This is a genomic window from Rhizobium subbaraonis, assembly GCF_900220975.1.
Classification (GTDB): Bacteria; Pseudomonadota; Alphaproteobacteria; order Rhizobiales; family Rhizobiaceae; genus Mycoplana; species Mycoplana subbaraonis.
Window position 1 is genome coordinate 166,183 of sequence record NZ_OBQD01000010.1, and the last position, 16,131, is coordinate 182,313.

Here is a 16,131-nt window from a genome sequence, read left to right on the forward strand (position 1 = left end):
AAGCCCGGAACGTCAAAGGCCTGCCATATTCGGCAGGCCGTCAGCGCCCGGCAACGGAATGCGGGAGGCCGCGCGTGGCGGCACTGGGCGTTTACGCCTTTGCGGCGCGCAACTCGTCGATCTTCGCACAGAGGTTCTGCAGAACGAAATACTCTTCCGTCGCCACCTTGCCTTCGTTGACGTCCTGCGTCCACTGCTCGAGCGGGATCTTGATGCCGAACTCCTTGTCGATCGCAAAGACGATGTCGAGAAAGTCAAGGCTGTCGATGCCGAGATCGTCGATCGTGTGGCTCTCGGGCTTGATCGTCTCGCGATCGATCTCGCTGGTTTCAGCGATGATGTCGGCAACCTTGTCAAATGTAGCTGTCACGCCAGTACCTCATGAATTCTTTGGTCGGCCGATCCTATAAGTAAATGCGGCGGAAATGCCAATGGGGCAGTGTCAGCGCTGCTGCGATTTGGCAACATGGTGTTGCGCAAACATCAACCGCCGCTTCCCGAGGCGCATCGATGGCCGCAAGCCTATCCTATGCATCGAAACCTGCAAGAAGACATGCAATGAGAAAGCCGGCGCCGCCTGGGGATATCCCTCACAATCTTTCCGCGAATTGATTTCGATCAAATCGGCGCGCCCGATCTGGAATTAACAATTGTCAATCAGAGGTCGCGATATTCTGCCGCGGATGGGACCGGGGCAACAATGTCGCATTGCAACAACGCCCGATCTCGTTCAGGGATCGCGCAGCGGCAGACAAGTCGGGGGCAAATTCATGGATATGCAGCGCAAGGACATCCACAGCTCCGAGATACCGGTCGTATGCCGGGCCTGCGAAGCGCGCCATGGAGGCGTGTGCGGCGCATTGTCTCCCGAACAGCTTGTGGAACTGAGCAAGCACTCGACGCGCAAGCGTCTGGTGGCCGGCACGGAAGTGGTCGGCCAGGGCGAGGACATGGGCGCGTTCGCCAACATCATGCGCGGTGTCGTCAAGCTGACCCGCATGATGCCGGACGGGCGGCAGCAGATCGTCGGCCTGCAGTTCGCGCCCGATTTCCTCGGCCGTCCCTTCGCCGAGGAAAGCCCGCACAGCGCCGAGACGGCAACCGATGCGGAGATCTGTACCTTCCCGCGCCAGATGCTGGAGCGTCTGGTGGGCCGCACGCCCGACCTGGAGCACAAGCTGTACCAGCAGTCGCTCAAAGAACTGGACGAAGCCCGCGACTGGATGCTGACGCTCGGCCGCAAGAACGCGCAGGAAAAGGTGGCGAGCTTCCTCTTCCTCATCGCCACGCACTACGATCCCGAGACGGTGGACGGCTCCGTTTTCGATCTTCCGCTTTCGCGCGCCGACATCGCCGATTTCCTCGGCCTGACGATCGAGACGGTCAGCCGCCAGTTCACCCGCCTCCGCAAGGACGGCGTCATCCAGATCGAGAACAACCGCCACGTGATCGTGCCGGACATCGAGCGCCTGCAGCATTCTGCCGGCATCGATTGACGCCTCAGATAGCCGCAGCCACTAGCGCGCCCGTCACCGCCAGCAACGCCAGCCCGTCGCAGGCGCGGCCGAAGACGGAGAGACCGCGCCGGATGTCGGCGGATGTCGCGACCGTCCGCCCGCCCGCATTGATCATCGGCTCGTCCACCCGCACGCCGCCATAGATGCGCGGACCGGCGAGTCCGATGCCAAGCGCGCCGGCCATGGCCGCTTCCGGCCAGCCGGAATTGGGCGAACGGTGCAAGCCGCTGTCGCGCAGTCCGACGTCCAGCGCCGCCTGCGCCGCACGCCTGCCCTCCGTGCGCCAGGCACCTAAGGCGATCAGCAGGATGGAGAAGCGCGCCGCCGGCCAGTTGGCGATGTCATCCAGCCGGGCCGAAGCCCAGCCGAAGTCGAGATACTTCGCGTTCTTGTGGCCGATCATCGAATCGGCGGTGTTCAGCATCTTGTAGGCGAGCAGTCCCGGCAGGCCGAGCAATGCGTACCAGAGCGTCGGCGCGACGACGCCATCGGAAAAGTTCTCCGCCAGGCTCTCGATCGCCGCCCTGCAGACGGCCGGCTCGTCGAGCGTCGCCGGATCGCGGCCGACGATCATCGACACCGCCTGCCGCCCGCCCTCCAGTCCGCCGGTCTTCAGGCCCTGCGCAACGGCGCCCACATGGTCGGCGAGGCTCTTCTGCGCAAGGAACAGCGCCACGATGACCGCCTCGACCAGCAGTCCGGCCCATCCAAGCAGCAAAAGCAGCATATGGATGACGTAGCCCGTGACGAGCGCCAACGACAGCAGGGCGCCGATCGCGACCACGCCGTTGAACCGGCGCGTTTCCGCCCGCATCCTCTTGCCGTTGAACATCCCATCCAGCGCCGAGATGGCCCAGCCGAACAGGACGACCGGATGAGGCACGCGGTTCCAGAGCCACGGCGGATCGCCGACGAGGCGGTCGAGCAGCAGGGCGATGGCGAGAACGAGCAGTGTAACGGTCATGGGTCAGGCGGAAAAATGGCTGAGCGCCTCGGCAAGGCGCCGGTCACAGGCTTCGTCCGGCGTCAGGCCGAAACGCAACCAGTTGCGATCATAGTCGAAGACCCGCACGAGTACATGCCTCGCGCACAACCATTCATGGATTTCCGCAGCACGCCTGTCAGCCACCAGCGAAAAAAGCGGCGTACCGCCAAGGATCTCCAGGCCAGCGCCGCCGAGCACTTCGTCGAGCGCCGCCTTGCGCTTCAGGATCGACCGCCGGATCGGCGCGCAGTCGCCGTTCATCAGCCCGGTGGCGATCGAAAGCGCGGGGCCGGAAACTGACCAGGGACCGAGCCAGTCGGCGAAATCGGCAAGGATACTCTCCGTGCCGAGGACGAAGCCCAGCCGCAGTCCGGCAAGCCCGAAGAACTTGCCGAAGGAACGAAAGACGAGAAGGCCCGGCAAGTTGCCGGCATGCCCCGCAAGCGAGGCCTCCGGCACCATATCTGCGAACGCCTCGTCGACGACAAGGGTGCCACCAGCCGATGCGAGACGATCCCTCGCCTCCAGCAGATCCTCGAGGCGATGGAGACGGCCGTCCGGATTGTTCGGATTGACGACGACGCCAAGCCCGTGTGCCGCGTCGAGGTCGCGCACATCGTTCACCGCGTCCACGGGATGACCGGCGGCCTGCAACACGCGCGCATATTCCCCATAGGTCGGCGATACGATCGCGACCCGCCGGCCGGCCGGCACCAGTCGCGGCAGAAGCTGGATGCCCGCCTGCGTCCCCGGTACGGGCAGGGGCATGCACGCCCGGCTGCCATAGTAGCGGGCGGCGGCCTGCCGGGTGCTCTCGACGCGATGGGCATCGGGCAGCCGGTGCCAGGCGGCTTCCTCGATCGCCGGAAGAACGACCGGACGCGGATTGATACCGGTTGAAAGGTCGAGCCAGTCCTCGGGGCGGCCACCATAGCGTCGGGCCGCCGCCGATATGCCGCCGCCGTGCTGGATCGGCGCCGCGCTCAAGACACACCTGCCGCAAGATCGATCAGGTGCATGTAGGACCCGCAGACGCTGCCGCGCCGCAGCCCTACCATGCCGAGGTCCTGCCCGGCCGCATCCCTCGCCCGGAAGACCCGGTCTGCGGCACCCTCCTCCACCACCGTGGAATAGTGAAACTCATGCGCCGTCATCGGTGCCTCGAACCCGGACCCTGCGAGCGGCACCACGCGGCGATAGCCGAGATGGCGACGCCGTTCGGCAAAGCTCGTGACGAGCGGCAGCAGGCCCAGCATACGATGTCGCGTGCCATCCGCCGAGATCAGCCCCTCGCCCAAGGTCATGTACCCCCCGCACTCGCCGTAGATGCGCGCCCCGCGTGCGACGGCCGCCAGCATGCCTTTGCGGAAATTGCCGGCATTGGCAAGCGCATCGCCGTGCAGTTCGGGATATCCGCCGGGAAGGAAGACCGCATCGCAGTCTGCTTGCGGCGCCTCGTCCCGCAGCGGCGAGAAGAAATCGAGCTGCGCACCCTGATGCTGCCAGCCCCGGACCAGATGCGGATAGAGAAAGGCAAACGCGTTGTCGCGGGCGACCGCGATCCTCTGCCCGAGCGGCGGCATGCCACCCGCCTGACGTGCCTCACCGCCACCGGCAGCGTCGCCGGCTATCGAAAGCAACTGCCGAAGGTCGATATGACTGCGCATCGTTTCGGCGGCGTGACGGATGAAGTCTTCCAGCGCGCCGTGCTCGCCGGCCTGCACGAGGCCGAGATGGCGTTCCGGCAAGGCCAGAAGACGGTCGCGGGGGATCGCCCCCAGCACGGACATACCCGCCTTGCCGAGCGCGTCCCGCAGCATCGCCTCGTGGCGGGCGCTGCCCACCTTGTTCAGGATCACGCCGCGAACGGAAATGTCGGCCCGGAAGTCCGCAAAGCCGCGCACCATGGCTGCGACCGAGTGTGACAGGCGGCTGCAATCGACGACCAGGACGACCGGCAACCCGAGCATGGCGGCAAGATCTGCGGGAGCCCCGCTTCCGTCGGCAGCCCCGTCGAACAGGCCCATCATCGCCTCGATGAGCAGCAGCCTGCCGTCTTGCCGCTGCTCCGATGCATGGGTCGCAAGCAACTCGGGCCGCATCGCCCATGGATCGTAATTGAGGCAATCCGAGCGGCTGGCCGCGGCATGGAACGCCGGGTCGATATAGTCCGGCCCCGCCTTGCCCGGCGACAGCATGACGCCCTCGTCGGCCAGCGCCCGAAGCAGGCCAAGCGTCACCGTGGTCTTGCCCGACCCGGAGGCCGGTGCTGCAATCATCAGCCCGCTCATGCGGGATCCTTCATGCTCCGGGATCCGAACGGATTGGCAAGCAACACCTTGCCTTCGCGCAAGGCACCCAGCCAGTCCAGCGAGCCGCGCAACCGCACGACATGGCCGACGACGACGATCGCCGGCGGTTCCAGCCCCGCCTTCATCGCGTCGGCCTCGGCCTCTGCCAGCGTCGTTTCCAGCACCGTCTGGGCGGCCGTGGCGGCGTTGCAGACGAAGGCGACGGGTTCGTCCGGCGCGCGTCCGGCGGCCATAAGGTTCGAAGCGATCTGGCCGATGTGCTTCATCGCCATGTACATGACGATGACCGGTGAACCTGCGGCAATGCCCTGCCAGTTGATGCGGTCGGGAACGACGCCGGACGAATCATGCCCCGTCAGGAAGGTGACGGCGTGGTTGAGCTCGCGATGCGTTACGGGGATGCCGGCATAGGCAAGGCCGCCGATGCCCGCCGTGATGCCCGGCACCACCCGGAACGGGACATTATGCTCGACAAGCGTCAACGCCTCTTCGCCGCCGCGGCCGAATACGAAAGGATCGCCGCCCTTCAGCCGCAGAACGCGCTTGCCCGCGCGCGCCAGTTCCACCAGCCGCAGCGAGATGTCGCGCTGCTTCGGCGACGGCTTGCCGCCGCGCTTGCCGGCGAATTCCAGCTCCGCGCCCGGCCGGGCCAACTGCAGGCAGTCCGCATTGACCAGCGCATCGTGCACGATCACGTCAGCCTGGCGCAGTCCCTGCACGGCAAGCAGGGTCAACAGTCCCCGATCGCCGGGACCGGCGCCGACCAGCCAGACGCTCCCGGCCTCCAGTTCAGGCAGATTAGAAAAGACCGCGTCCATCAGGCAGCGCCCCCGAGACTTGATTCGGCTTCCGATCGAGCGGAATCGCCCTGCGAAGAAACACCGGCAACAATCTGAAATGATTCGGCGATCGCCGCCGTCGCATGCGCGGACTTCCGCTTTGTCACCACGAGCCGTCCGTCGGCCCCAGCCGCAGCAAGCGCCGCGCCCTCGGCAACGCCGTGGCAGCCGGTATGGCGGAAGACAACATCCGAGGGCCTGGATAGCCGCGACGTCTCGGCCTCCAGCCTCGCGGCAGCAAAGGTGCGGAAGGGGACAGCGAAATGGCGCGCGGCAGCAATCATCGCCGGCTCGTCCGAGCGGGTATCGAGGGAGGCTATGAGGCAAAGTCTTTGAGAGGCGTCGAGACCGGCGGCGTCCAGCACCTCCTCCGCCAGCACGATGACCTCCGAAGGCGGCGTGCCGCGCTCGCAGCCGAGACCCAGCACCAGTGCGGGCTTTTCCACGACCTCTTGTGCAGCGTCATTCATCCGGCCGCCTCGCTCCCATGCAAATGCACATGCGCGGCGCGAACCGTCCGTTCCGGCAGTCCCGCATCCGGCCCCCTTGTTGGGTCGACCGCATCGGGCACCTTTCCGGCTCCGCAGGGAGCACCGCCGCATGTCGAACCTGTTTAACGAAGCGGCCATTCCCGGTCAAACCGGATTGCGGCGTGTGATGAAACGGCTGCGCCATCAGTCCTTGCATTCAATCATAAGAGGTGACGGCCAGGAAAACTTGGACTATGCATAGGCAGCTTTGTTGCGGTGCGGGAGGACACTGCCACGCACGGAGGACTCGTTTGATGTCGATGCCGCATGCAAAGTCCCGCAACACCAGACCGATCGACCTCGCCCTGCAGGGCGGCGGCTCGCATGGCGCGTTCACCTGGGGCGTGCTCGACCGCCTCCTTGAAGAAGACTGGCTGAAGCTGGAAGCGATTTCCGGCACGTCGGCCGGTGCCATGAACGCAGTGGTCCTGGCTGACGGCTATGAGCACGGCGGCCCCGAAGGCGCCCGTGCATCGCTTGAAACCTTCTGGAAAAAGGTGTCTGACGCCGCCCGGTTCAGCCCGTTCCAGCGCACCCCGCTCGATATCATGCTCGGCCGCTGGGCGCTCGATTTCTCACCCGCCTTCGTCGTCATGGACATGATGGCGCGCATGGTTTCACCCTACCAGATGAACCCGAGCGGCAGGAATCCGCTGACGGAGATCCTGGAGGCCTGCGTCGATTTCGACAGACTGGTCGCCTCCCCCGTGCGGCTGTTCATCACGGCGACCAACGTGCATACGGGGCGCGGGCGCGTGTTCCGCAACGCCGAACTGACGCCGGACGTTCTTCTCGCCTCCGCCTGCTTGCCGACCCTCTACCAGGCGGTGGAGATCGACGGCGTGCCCTATTGGGACGGCGGCTTCTCGGGCAATCCGACGCTGACGCCGCTGATCGAGGACTGCGCCGCCGAGGACACCATCCTCGTCCAGATCAATCCGATCGAGCGCCAGGAAACGCCCCGAACGGCGAGGGAAATCCAGAGCCGCCTGAACGAGGTCTCGTTCAACGCGGTGCTGCTGAAGGAACTGCGCATGGCGGCGATCATGCGCAAGATCGCCGGTTCCGGCCACGCCGAGGGATCGCGCTGGGGCACGATGCGACTGCACCGGATCGCCGGCGACGTGATGCTCGACCTTGGCTACTCCTCCAAGCTGAATGCCGAATGGCCTTTCCTGACGATGCTGCGCGACAAGGGACGCGAGGCGGCCGACGAATTCATCCGGCAACATGCCGACGACATCGGCCATCGTCCCACCTTCGACATCGACGAACTGATCCGGGGGAATTGAGATGGGGCTTCTGGGTATAGCTGCCGGCCTCGCGCTGCTGATCGCACTCGCCTACCGCGGCTGGAGCATCCTGCTTCTGGCCCCGCTTGCCGCGCTGCTTGCCGCCGCGCTATCCCGCGAGCCGCTGCTTGCCAGCTGGACGCAGATCTTCATGCCCAACGCAGCAGGCTTCTTCGCCCAGTATTTTCCGCTGTTTCTGCTCGGCGCCCTGTTCGGCAAGCTGATGGAGGATACCGGATCGATCAAGGTGATCTCGCGCGTTCTGATGGACAGGCTCGGCATGCGCCGGGCGATCGTGTCCGTCGTGCTGGCCGGTGCGCTCGTCACCTATGGCGGCGTGAGCCTGTTCGTCGCCTTCTTCGTGATCGCGCCGATGGCTGAGGACCTGTTCCGGCGGGCGGGCATTCCGCGCCGGCTGATGCCGGCCGCGATCGTGCTCGGCACCTCCACCTTCACCATGTCCGCCATGCCGGGCACGCCGTCGATCCAGAACGCCATCCCGATGCCGATCTTCGGCACCACGCCGTTTGCCGCCCCGGGTCTGGGACTGATCGCTTCCGCAATCATGGCGGCCTTCGGCCTTTGGTGGCTTGCGCGGGCGGAACGCGCCGCACGAAATGCGGGCGAAGGCTTCGGCGACGACCGTCCGCCGCGCAACGTTACTGAGGATCCCAAGCTGCGCGAGCACGCCAATGCCGCGCGCGAATTCGATCCTGCAGAGCTAGCGCGTGGCAAGGCTGCGGCCGTCGAGCCCTCCTTTGTCGCTGCGATCGCGCCGCTCGTCACCGTCATCGCCGGCAATATGCTGCTCTCGCTCGTCGTCCTTCCCTCCATGGACGCAGCGTTCCTGTCCGAACCGCGCTGGGGTGCGACCACCCTGTCGGCCGTCATCGGCGTCTGGGCTGTGGTCGCCGCACTGGCGGCGGGCATCGTGCTGGCGCTGGGCCTCAACTATCGTCGCCTGCCGCTGCTGCGCGATACCATCGACGCCGGCGTCAACGCCTCGGTCATGCCGTCGATCAGCGTATCCAGCCTTGTAGGCTTCGGCGCCGTCATCGCCAGCCTGCCCGCATTCGATGCCGTCCGCGACTGGGTGCTCGGGATAGGAGGCGGACCCGCCGTCTCGCTGGCTGTCGCCACCAACATTCTCTCGGCCCTGACCGGCTCGGCTTCGGGCGGCCTGACCATCGCCCTCGAAGCGCTCGGTCCCACCTTCATTGCGCGCGCGCATGAAGCGGGCATAGACGTGTCGCTGCTACACCGCGTCGCCGTCATCTCGTCCGGGACGCTCGACACCCTGCCCCACAACGGCGCCGTCATCACGCTGCTTGCCGTCTGCGGAACCGGGCACCGGGAGAGCTACCGCGATATCGCCATCGTCAGCATCGGCGGCGCGATCATCGCGCTGGTCGCAATTCTGCTGATCGGCGGGATGGTCGGCAGCTTCTGAAATCCGTTTCGGCTTTGCAATTCCGCGGCTCATCTGACAAAGAGGGCCGCAGTACGTTCCTGAGCCGGTGGTAATTGAGTTCCGTGGCCGACCTCGCCCTGCAAGTCCTGCTTCTTCTTTTCATCGCTGCCTTCATCGCCGGCTTCATCGATTCGATTGCCGGCGGCGGCGGGATGATCACCATTCCGGCCATGCTGCTTGCCGGAATTCCGCCGCTGGAAACGCTGGGCACCAACAAGCTGCAGTCGCTGTTCGGCTCCGGTTCGGCAACAGTCGCCTATGCCGGCGCCGGCCATGTGGACGTTCGCCGACAACTGCCGATGGCGGCGCTTGCGGCAGGCGGTGCGGTGTTCGGAGCGGCGGTCGCCACGGTCATCCCCCCAGGCGCGCTGCGCGCCGCACTGCCGTGCCTGCTGGTCGGTATCGCGCTCTACTTCGCCCTCAAGCCGAACATCGGCGACCTCGACAGGCACCGGCGGCTCTCCGAGGCCGCCTTCGCCTTCACGATCGTCCCGCTGATCGGCTTCTACGATGGGCTGTTCGGCCCCGGCACCGGCTCGTTCTTCATGCTGGCCTTCGTGTCGCTGGCGGGCTTCGGGGTGCTCAAGGCGACCGCCAATACCAAGCTCCTCAACTTCGGCTCCAATATCGGCGGCTTCGCCTTTTTCCTCGCATATGGCGTCGTGCTGTGGAAGGTCGGCATCACGATGGGGATCGGCCAGTTCCTCGGCGCCCAGCTCGGCTCCCGCTTCGCGATGAAGAAGGGTGCGCGGATCATCAAGCCGCTTCTGATCGTCACGAGCCTCGGGCTTGCCGTTCGCCTGATGGCTGATCCGAGCCAGCCGATCCGCGTCTGGCTCGGCTGGTAAAGGACGGATTGCGCCCCTTGCTCAGAACTCGACGCCGATCTGCGCCTTGATGCCCGACCGGAACGGATGCTTGAGGAGTTCCATCTCCGTTGCTAGATCGGCGATCTCGATCAACTCCTCCTTGGCGTTGCGCCCGGTCAGGACGACATGCGTCATGTGGGGCTTCTCCGTCTGCAGGAATTCGATGACCTCGGCGACGTCGATGTAGTCGTAGCGCAGCGCGATGTTGATCTCGTCGAGCAGCACCATGGAATTGCGCTCGTCGCGGATCAGTTCCTTCGCCTTCTCCCAGGCCTTCTGCGCCATCGCCACGTCGCGGGCGCGGTCCTGCGTCTCCCAGGTGAAACCTTCGCCGAGCGTATGGAACTGGCAGACATCGGAGAAATGCTTCTCGATCAGTTCCCGCTCGCCCGTCATCATCGCCCCCTTGATGAACTGCACGACCGCACAGGGTTTGCCGTGGGCGATGTGGCGGAAGATCATGCCGAAGCCGGCCGTCGACTTGCCCTTGCCCTTGCCCGTGTGGACGATGACGAGCCCCTTCTCGTCGGTCTTTGTCGCCATGATCTTCTCGCGGGCCTGCTTCTTCTTCGCCATCTTCTCCGAATGGCGCGCAAGCTCGGCCTCGCTCATGCCGGCGGTTTCTGTCTCGCTGTCGTTCATCGCTTGCTCCTCAATTCTCGTGTTTCGGCAGGTCGTCGTCGCAGGAAAACCAAGCGACGCGCTCGTTCCAGTACCAGTGCTGCGTCACCGAGACGCTCGTCGCATTGTCCAGCGATGCGACGTAGAGGTCGATCTCGGCGGGGCGCTCAGCCGTCTCGTAGCTCAGCGGCGAGCCGCAGTTTCCGCAAAAGCCGCGCGACACGCCCGGCGACGATGCGTAATGGCGAAGCGCCTCCCCCTCGAAGGCAACGTCGGCCTTCGCCACACAGAAGAAGCTCGTCACCGGCGACGACGTCGCCCGGCGGCAGCTCTTGCAATGGCAATGGCCGGTGCGGATGATCGGGCCTTTAACGGAAAACCGCACCGACCGGCACAGGCAGCGTCCGGAAAGCCCGTTCATGACGCCCTCCTCTTCCCACCGATGTCCTCCAGTTCAAACCGAGCCGAATTGGAGCGGGGCGACCATAGCCGGCGGTCGATCGCCTCCACCAGGCGATCGGACATTTCCCTCAACGCCGCAGGATTCTTCTCGGCCATGAAGCCGCGCACGCGCTCGTCCAGAATATACGCCTTGTAGACCGCCTCGAAATGGTGGTCCTTTACCGCCCCCGTCGTCGCAGCGAAGGCGAACATGAAGTCGACGGTCGCAGCCAGCTCGAAGGCGCCCTTGTAGCCGTGCCGCATCACGCCGTCGATCCACTTCGGGTTGACGACGCGGGCGCGCACGACGCGCCCGATCTCGTCCTCCAGCGTGCGCACCACCGGCTTTTCCGGCCGCGAATGGTCATTGTGGTAGACCGTCGGCTGCCGACCGCTCACGTGCGCCGCCGCAGCCGCCATGCCGCCCTCGAACTGGTAGTATTCGTCGCTGTCCAGAAGATCGTGCTCGCGATTGTCCTGGTTCTGGACGATCGCCTGCAGGCTTTTCATCCGCACCTCCAGCCGGTCGCGGCTGGAAACGTCCTCGCCCTCGCCGGCATAGGCATGCGCGCCCCAGGCGAGCCAGGCCTCGGCAAGATCGCCGCGGTCCTTCCACAGGCCCTCGTCCATCATCGTCTGCAGTCCAGCGCCGTAGGTCCCGGGCTTTGCGCCGAACACGCGGTAACCCGCCAAGGCCTGCGCATCGGCCGCCTGCATGCCATCACCGGCCAGCGCGGACGCCTCGGCGCGCATGCGGGCGGCGATCGGATTGTCCTCCTCGTCTTCGTCGAGCGCCCCGATCGCCCGCACCGCCCGGTCAAACAGCGCGATCTGCTCGGGAAAGGCGTCACGGAAGAAGCCGGAAATGCGCAGCGTCACGTCCACCCGCGGCCGGCGAAGCATCGCCGGCGGAATGATCTCGTAACCGGTGACCCTTCGCGATACGGTGTCCCAAACCGGCTTCGCGCCGATCAGGGCGAGCGCCTGGGCGATGTCGTCGCCGCCGGTGCGCATGTTCGAGGTTCCCCAGGCGGTAATGCCGAACGAGGTCGGCCACTCGCCGTGGTCCTGCGCGTAGCGGGTCACCAGCAGTTCCGCCGATCTCTTGCCAAGCTCCCACGCCGCCGGCGTCGGCACCGCGCGGCTGTCGACGGAATAGAAATTCCGCCCCGTCGGCAGTACATCCGGCCGCCCCCGCGTCGGCGCGCCGGAAGGTCCGGGCTCGACGAAGCGCCCCGAAAGCCCGCGCAGCAGCGCCGCCATCTCGGCGGCCCCGCAGGCTTCGATGGAAGGGCGGATGGTCGCCTCGACCTGTGCCAGCACCGCTTTCGTGGCATTCCATCCCTCGGGGCACGGCACCTCGCCCGACACGAGCTTCGCCGCCATCAACTCTATACGTTCAACCGTATCGCCGGCGGAGCGCCATGGGGCGTCGGACTGGGCGGCGAGGATATCGGGACACGCGCCATTCCAGGGGTCGGAAGGAACACAATCGAGGGGGTCGAAAGCGAAGGCAGGATCCGCCGCAGCCGGTGTCGTCGAAGACGGGTGCATCGGCACGTCGCCCCTGAACGCATCCGCCGCGATCGCGCGCTGCAGGCTGGCGTCGCCCCCCTCGCCGAGACCGCGCGGCACCCGCGCCAGCGCCAGCGTCAGGTCGGTCAGAAGCCGTCCCGAGGGCGAGACGCCGAAGACGTGCAGGCCGTCGCGGATCTGCATCTCCTTCAGGTCGCAGAGATAGGCGTCGAGTTTCTCGAGCGCCGCGTCCTCGCCGTCGGACTTGGCGATCCCCGCATCCTGGTCGAGCCCGATGTCGCGCACGAGATCGAGAATCTGGCGGCTCAGCAGCCGCAGTCGGCGCGGGTCGCCGCCCGAAGCGTCGTAATACTCGTCGACCAGCGCCTCCAGGTCCTTCAGCGGCCCGTAGGTCTCCGCCCGGGTCAAGGGCGGCGTCAGGTGATCAATGATGACGGCGGCAGAACGGCGCTTGGCCTGCGTGCCCTCGCCCGGATCGTTGACGATGAACGGATAGAGATGCGGCATCGGCCCGAGCACGGCCTCCGGATAGCACGCCTCCGACAGCGCCAGCGCCTTGCCCGGCAGCCATTCGAGATTGCCGTGCTTGCCGACATGGACGACGGCATGAACGTCGCAGACCTCGCGCAGGTGGGCATAGAAGGCGAAGTAGCCGTGCGGCGGAACGAGGTCCGGCGAATGGTAGGTGTCCTTCGGATCGATGTTATAGCCGCGCGCCGGCTGGATGCCGACCAGCGTCTCGCCGAAACGGCAGAGCGGAAGCGCGAAGACGTCGCCCGAGACGAACGGATCGGCCTCGGGCGGGCCCCAGCGCGCCGTCACCACATTCTGAATCTCTTTCGGAAGACTTCCGAAGAAGCGCCTGTATTGATTCAACGAAAGCGTCTCGCGGATCTCCCGCCCGTCGCTTGCCGCATTGGTCGGCCCCGCCATCAGGTGCGCCATCAGCGCGTCGCCGTCATCAGGCAGTTCGCCGGTCGCATAGCCCTCGCCCCGCATCGCCCGCAGGATCTCCAGCGTGCCCGCCGGCGTGTCCAGCCCGACGCCGTTGCCAAGCCGGCCGTCGCGGTTCGGATAATTGGCCATCACCAGCGCCACGCGCCGGTCGCCGGCCTGCGTGCGGCGCAGCCGTGCCCAGTTCGCAGCAAGCCTTGCGGAGTAGCCGATGCGATCCTCCACCGGCTCGAGGCTGACGATGTTGGTCTCGACCGCCGGGTCCCAGCGCGCCGCCGCCTTGAACGACACCGCCCGCGCCAGCACCCGTCCGTCCACCTCGGGCAGCGACACGTTCATGCCAAGGTCGCGCGCCGTCAGGCCCTGCCCGGATTTTTCCCAGGCCTCCCGCGACGAGCCGGAGAAAATCACCTGCAGCACCTGCGCACCAGCCTCGTCGAGCACGGTCGGCTTGCGGTTGGCGCCGGGCGCAGACACGGCGAAGCTCGTGGCGTTCAGCACCACATCGGGGCACGCGGCGGCGAAAGCGGCGCGGACGGTCTCGATGGATGCGGGGTCCTTCAGGCTGGAGACGAACACCGGCAGGGCGCGGACGCCCTCCGCCGAAAGCGATTCGATCAAAAGCTCCACCGGCCGCGTCTCGCCGCTCTGGACATAGGCGCGGTAGAAGCAGATGGCGACGGTGGCCGGGACGGCTCTCTCGGTGGCGATCGCGACCGCGTCATCGCCCCCGTGGTCATCCGGCAGGACAGAGGTGAGCGCCAGAGCTGGAGCACCTAGGTGCAGAAGCCCCTCATCCGCCCTTCGGGCACCGTCTCCCCGCGAGCGGGGCGATGGGAAGCCAGCGCCGGCCGCGGACGCGCGCTCTCGCCGTTCACGGGGAGAAGGCGGGGGCGAGTGGCAAATCTCGCTCCACATCGCGATATCGACCACGCCCCGCCCCGGCCACCAGATGCCGGCCTTTTCGAGCGGCACCGCCGGCGCCGGTCGGTCGCGGCCTAAAACCAGCGCGTCGGCATAGGCGAGGAAGCGGCCGGCATTTTCCGCGCCGCCCTCGTTCAAATAGGACCAGAACCGCAGCCGGTCCTCGTCCGCAATGCGGTTGAACGGCGCGATGCCCTCGTCCGGCCGATCGTCGCCGGGCAGCGCCACCATGAAGATGTCGTTTGCAACCGCCGTCGCATGCAGCGCCTCGAGCACGTAGCGGAAATAGCTGGCGCCCCCGAGCGCGCGCACGACGATCAGCCGCGCATGCCGCGCGGTCCGCTCCACATAGGTATCGACCGACATCGGATGGGCCAGCGAGGCGAGGCTGGCAAGCCGCAGCCGCGTGTCCGTCTTGCGGCCGCGATGTGCTGCGGCGATCGACGCCAGTTCCGTGTCCGCGGCGGAGAGAAACAGCACCTCCCCCGGCGTCTGGCCGAGATCGATCGCCTCCTTGCCGTCGGCGATCGTGCCCTTCTGGGCTAGGAGCAGGTGCATGCGGCGCCCTCCCGCTGCCGGCCGACGTGTTCAGATCCCCGGAACGGGCCCGAGGATGACGGCGTTGACGGCCACAAACGACTCGGACGAATTCGGGGCCGCCATGTCACACCTGCGCCATCCCCGGGTCCGTTCCAGGAATCCGCGCACGCAGCCTGCCCGATCCCATCCTGCCGGGAACCCGGCCAACGTGCCGAAAAAGGGAGCTGCCGCGCGCCCATGCCGCAGATCACACCGCAGCGGCGATCGCCGCGCGGACGGCAGTCTCGTCCATGTCGTGGAGGCCGATGACGACGAGGCGGGTGCCGCGCGTCTCGCCTGGGCCCCAGGCGCGTTCGAAATACTGGTCGATGCGGCTGCCGACGGCCTGGATCAGAAGCCGCATGGGCTTGCCCGGAACGTCCGCGAACCCCTTCACCCGCAGCACGTCGTGCTCGGCGATCACGCCCTTGAGGCGCTCGACGAAGCCGGCCGGATCGGCAACCGCCCCGAGCTCGACGACGAAGCTGTCGAATTCGTCGTGGTCGTGCTCTTCGCCGTTTTCATGCTCCAGCTCGTGATGCGACTTGCGGTTGGCAATGTCGTCCTCGGTACCGACGCCGAGCCCGAGCAGCACGGCGGCTGCGACGTCGCCGTTCCGCGCCTCGATCATGGTCGGCTTGCGGGCGATGCGGGCGGAAACCTCGTCGCGCACCGTCTTCAGGCCGGCGGCGTCGATCAGGTCGGTCTTGTTCAGCACGATCAGGTCGGCCGCGGTCAACTGATCCTCGAAGAGCTCCTCCAGCGGGCTCTCGTGGTCGAGATTGTCGTCCTCCACGCGCAGAGCATCGACGCGATCGTGGTCGTCCGCGAAGCGGCCGGCGGCAACCGCGGCGCTGTCGACCACGGTGATGACGCCGTCGACCGTCACCTGCGTCTTGATCTCCGGCCAGTTGAAGGCGGCGACCAGCGGCTGCGGCAGCGCCAGGCCGGAGGTCTCGATGACGATATGATCGGGGCGGTTCTCACGCTCCAGAAGCTTCGACATGGTCGGGATGAAGTCGTCGGCGACGGTGCAGCAGATGCAGCCGTTGGTCAGTTCGATGATGTCGTCCTCGCTGCAGGCTTCCGCACCGCAGCCCTTCAGCACGTCGCCGTCGACGCCGAGGTCGCCGAACTCGTTGATGATCAGCGCGATGCGCTTGCCATTGGCGTTCTGCAGGAGATTGCGGATCATCGTCGTCTTGCCCGCGCCGAGAAAGCCGGTGATGACGGTGGCGGGGATCTTTTGCTGGAGCATGGG

The 16,131-nt window shown here is 66.4% G+C and carries 14 protein-coding genes; 4 read left to right on the plus strand and 10 right to left on the minus strand.

The window, feature by feature from the left end:
* Positions 1–91 precede the first annotated feature (91 nt).
* Positions 92–370 carry an acyl carrier protein gene (locus CRO48_RS16850; protein WP_097141023.1) on the minus strand — a complete coding sequence of 93 codons (279 nt, stop codon included), beginning with the start codon at positions 368–370 and terminating at the stop codon, positions 92–94.
* Positions 371–770: 400 nt separating this feature from the next.
* Here CRO48_RS16850 and CRO48_RS16860 point away from each other — a divergent pair, with 400 nt between their 5' ends.
* A complete protein-coding gene (locus CRO48_RS16860) occupies positions 771–1,496 on the plus strand; it encodes a Crp/Fnr family transcriptional regulator (protein ID WP_097141025.1) in 726 nt (241 codons plus the stop codon).
* Between the two features lie 4 nt (positions 1,497–1,500).
* Here CRO48_RS16860 and cbiB read toward each other — a convergent pair whose 3' ends face one another.
* From cbiB to CRO48_RS16885, 5 genes are read right to left on the minus strand one after another with little or no spacing between them, the layout of a single operon-like run.
* Positions 1,501–2,481: an adenosylcobinamide-phosphate synthase CbiB gene (gene cbiB / locus CRO48_RS16865; RefSeq protein ID WP_097141026.1), complete on the minus strand. Its 981-nt coding sequence runs from the start codon at positions 2,479–2,481 to the stop codon at positions 1,501–1,503.
* A 3-nt stretch (positions 2,482–2,484) separates the two neighbouring features.
* Entirely contained in the window at positions 2,485–3,489 is a 1,005-nt protein-coding gene (gene cobD / locus CRO48_RS16870) for a threonine-phosphate decarboxylase CobD (protein ID WP_097141027.1), read from the minus strand.
* Complete coding sequence (locus tag CRO48_RS16875; protein WP_097141028.1) at positions 3,486–4,793, minus strand: cobyrinate a,c-diamide synthase; 1,308 nt, start codon at positions 4,791–4,793, stop codon at positions 3,486–3,488. The genes cobD and CRO48_RS16875 overlap by 4 nt, the downstream gene beginning before the upstream one ends.
* The gene (gene cobA / locus CRO48_RS16880) at positions 4,790–5,632 is read right to left on the minus strand and encodes a uroporphyrinogen-III C-methyltransferase (RefSeq protein WP_097141029.1); all 843 of its coding nucleotides are present in this window, start codon (positions 5,630–5,632) and stop codon (positions 4,790–4,792) included. The genes CRO48_RS16875 and cobA overlap by 4 nt, the downstream gene beginning before the upstream one ends.
* Positions 5,632–6,123 (minus strand): cobalamin biosynthesis protein, encoded by a 492-nt coding sequence (locus CRO48_RS16885; RefSeq protein WP_097141030.1) that lies wholly within the window; start codon positions 6,121–6,123, stop codon positions 5,632–5,634. The genes cobA and CRO48_RS16885 overlap by 1 nt, the downstream gene beginning before the upstream one ends.
* 314 nt (positions 6,124–6,437) lie before the next feature.
* Here CRO48_RS16885 and CRO48_RS16890 point away from each other — a divergent pair, with 314 nt between their 5' ends.
* The 3 genes from CRO48_RS16890 (at position 6,438) to CRO48_RS16900 (ending at position 9,794) form a co-directional block, all read left to right on the plus strand.
* Positions 6,438–7,475: a patatin-like phospholipase family protein gene (locus CRO48_RS16890; RefSeq protein ID WP_097141031.1), complete on the plus strand. Its 1,038-nt coding sequence runs from the start codon at positions 6,438–6,440 to the stop codon at positions 7,473–7,475.
* Between the two features lies 1 nt (position 7,476).
* Positions 7,477–8,925: a GntP family permease gene (locus tag CRO48_RS16895; protein WP_097141032.1), complete on the plus strand. Its 1,449-nt coding sequence runs from the start codon at positions 7,477–7,479 to the stop codon at positions 8,923–8,925.
* A gap of 83 nt (positions 8,926–9,008) precedes the next feature.
* Positions 9,009–9,794, plus strand: a complete 786-nt coding sequence (locus tag CRO48_RS16900) for a TSUP family transporter (RefSeq protein WP_097141119.1) — start codon at positions 9,009–9,011, stop codon at positions 9,792–9,794.
* A 21-nt stretch (positions 9,795–9,815) separates the two neighbouring features.
* Here the strand turns inward: CRO48_RS16900 and cobO are convergent, their stop codons facing one another.
* The 4 genes from cobO to cobW form a co-directional block, all read right to left on the minus strand.
* The gene (gene cobO, locus CRO48_RS16905; protein ID WP_097141033.1) at positions 9,816–10,457 is read right to left on the minus strand and encodes a cob(I)yrinic acid a,c-diamide adenosyltransferase; all 642 of its coding nucleotides are present in this window, start codon (positions 10,455–10,457) and stop codon (positions 9,816–9,818) included.
* A gap of 10 nt (positions 10,458–10,467) precedes the next feature.
* The gene (locus CRO48_RS16910; RefSeq protein WP_097141034.1) at positions 10,468–10,857 is read right to left on the minus strand and encodes a GFA family protein; all 390 of its coding nucleotides are present in this window, start codon (positions 10,855–10,857) and stop codon (positions 10,468–10,470) included.
* A complete protein-coding gene (cobN, locus tag CRO48_RS16915) occupies positions 10,854–14,849 on the minus strand; it encodes a cobaltochelatase subunit CobN (RefSeq protein WP_097141035.1) in 3,996 nt (1,331 codons plus the stop codon). The genes CRO48_RS16910 and cobN overlap by 4 nt, the downstream gene beginning before the upstream one ends.
* A gap of 229 nt (positions 14,850–15,078) precedes the next feature.
* Positions 15,079–16,128: a cobalamin biosynthesis protein CobW gene (cobW, locus tag CRO48_RS16920; protein WP_097141036.1), complete on the minus strand. Its 1,050-nt coding sequence runs from the start codon at positions 16,126–16,128 to the stop codon at positions 15,079–15,081.
* Positions 16,129–16,131 lie beyond the last annotated feature (3 nt).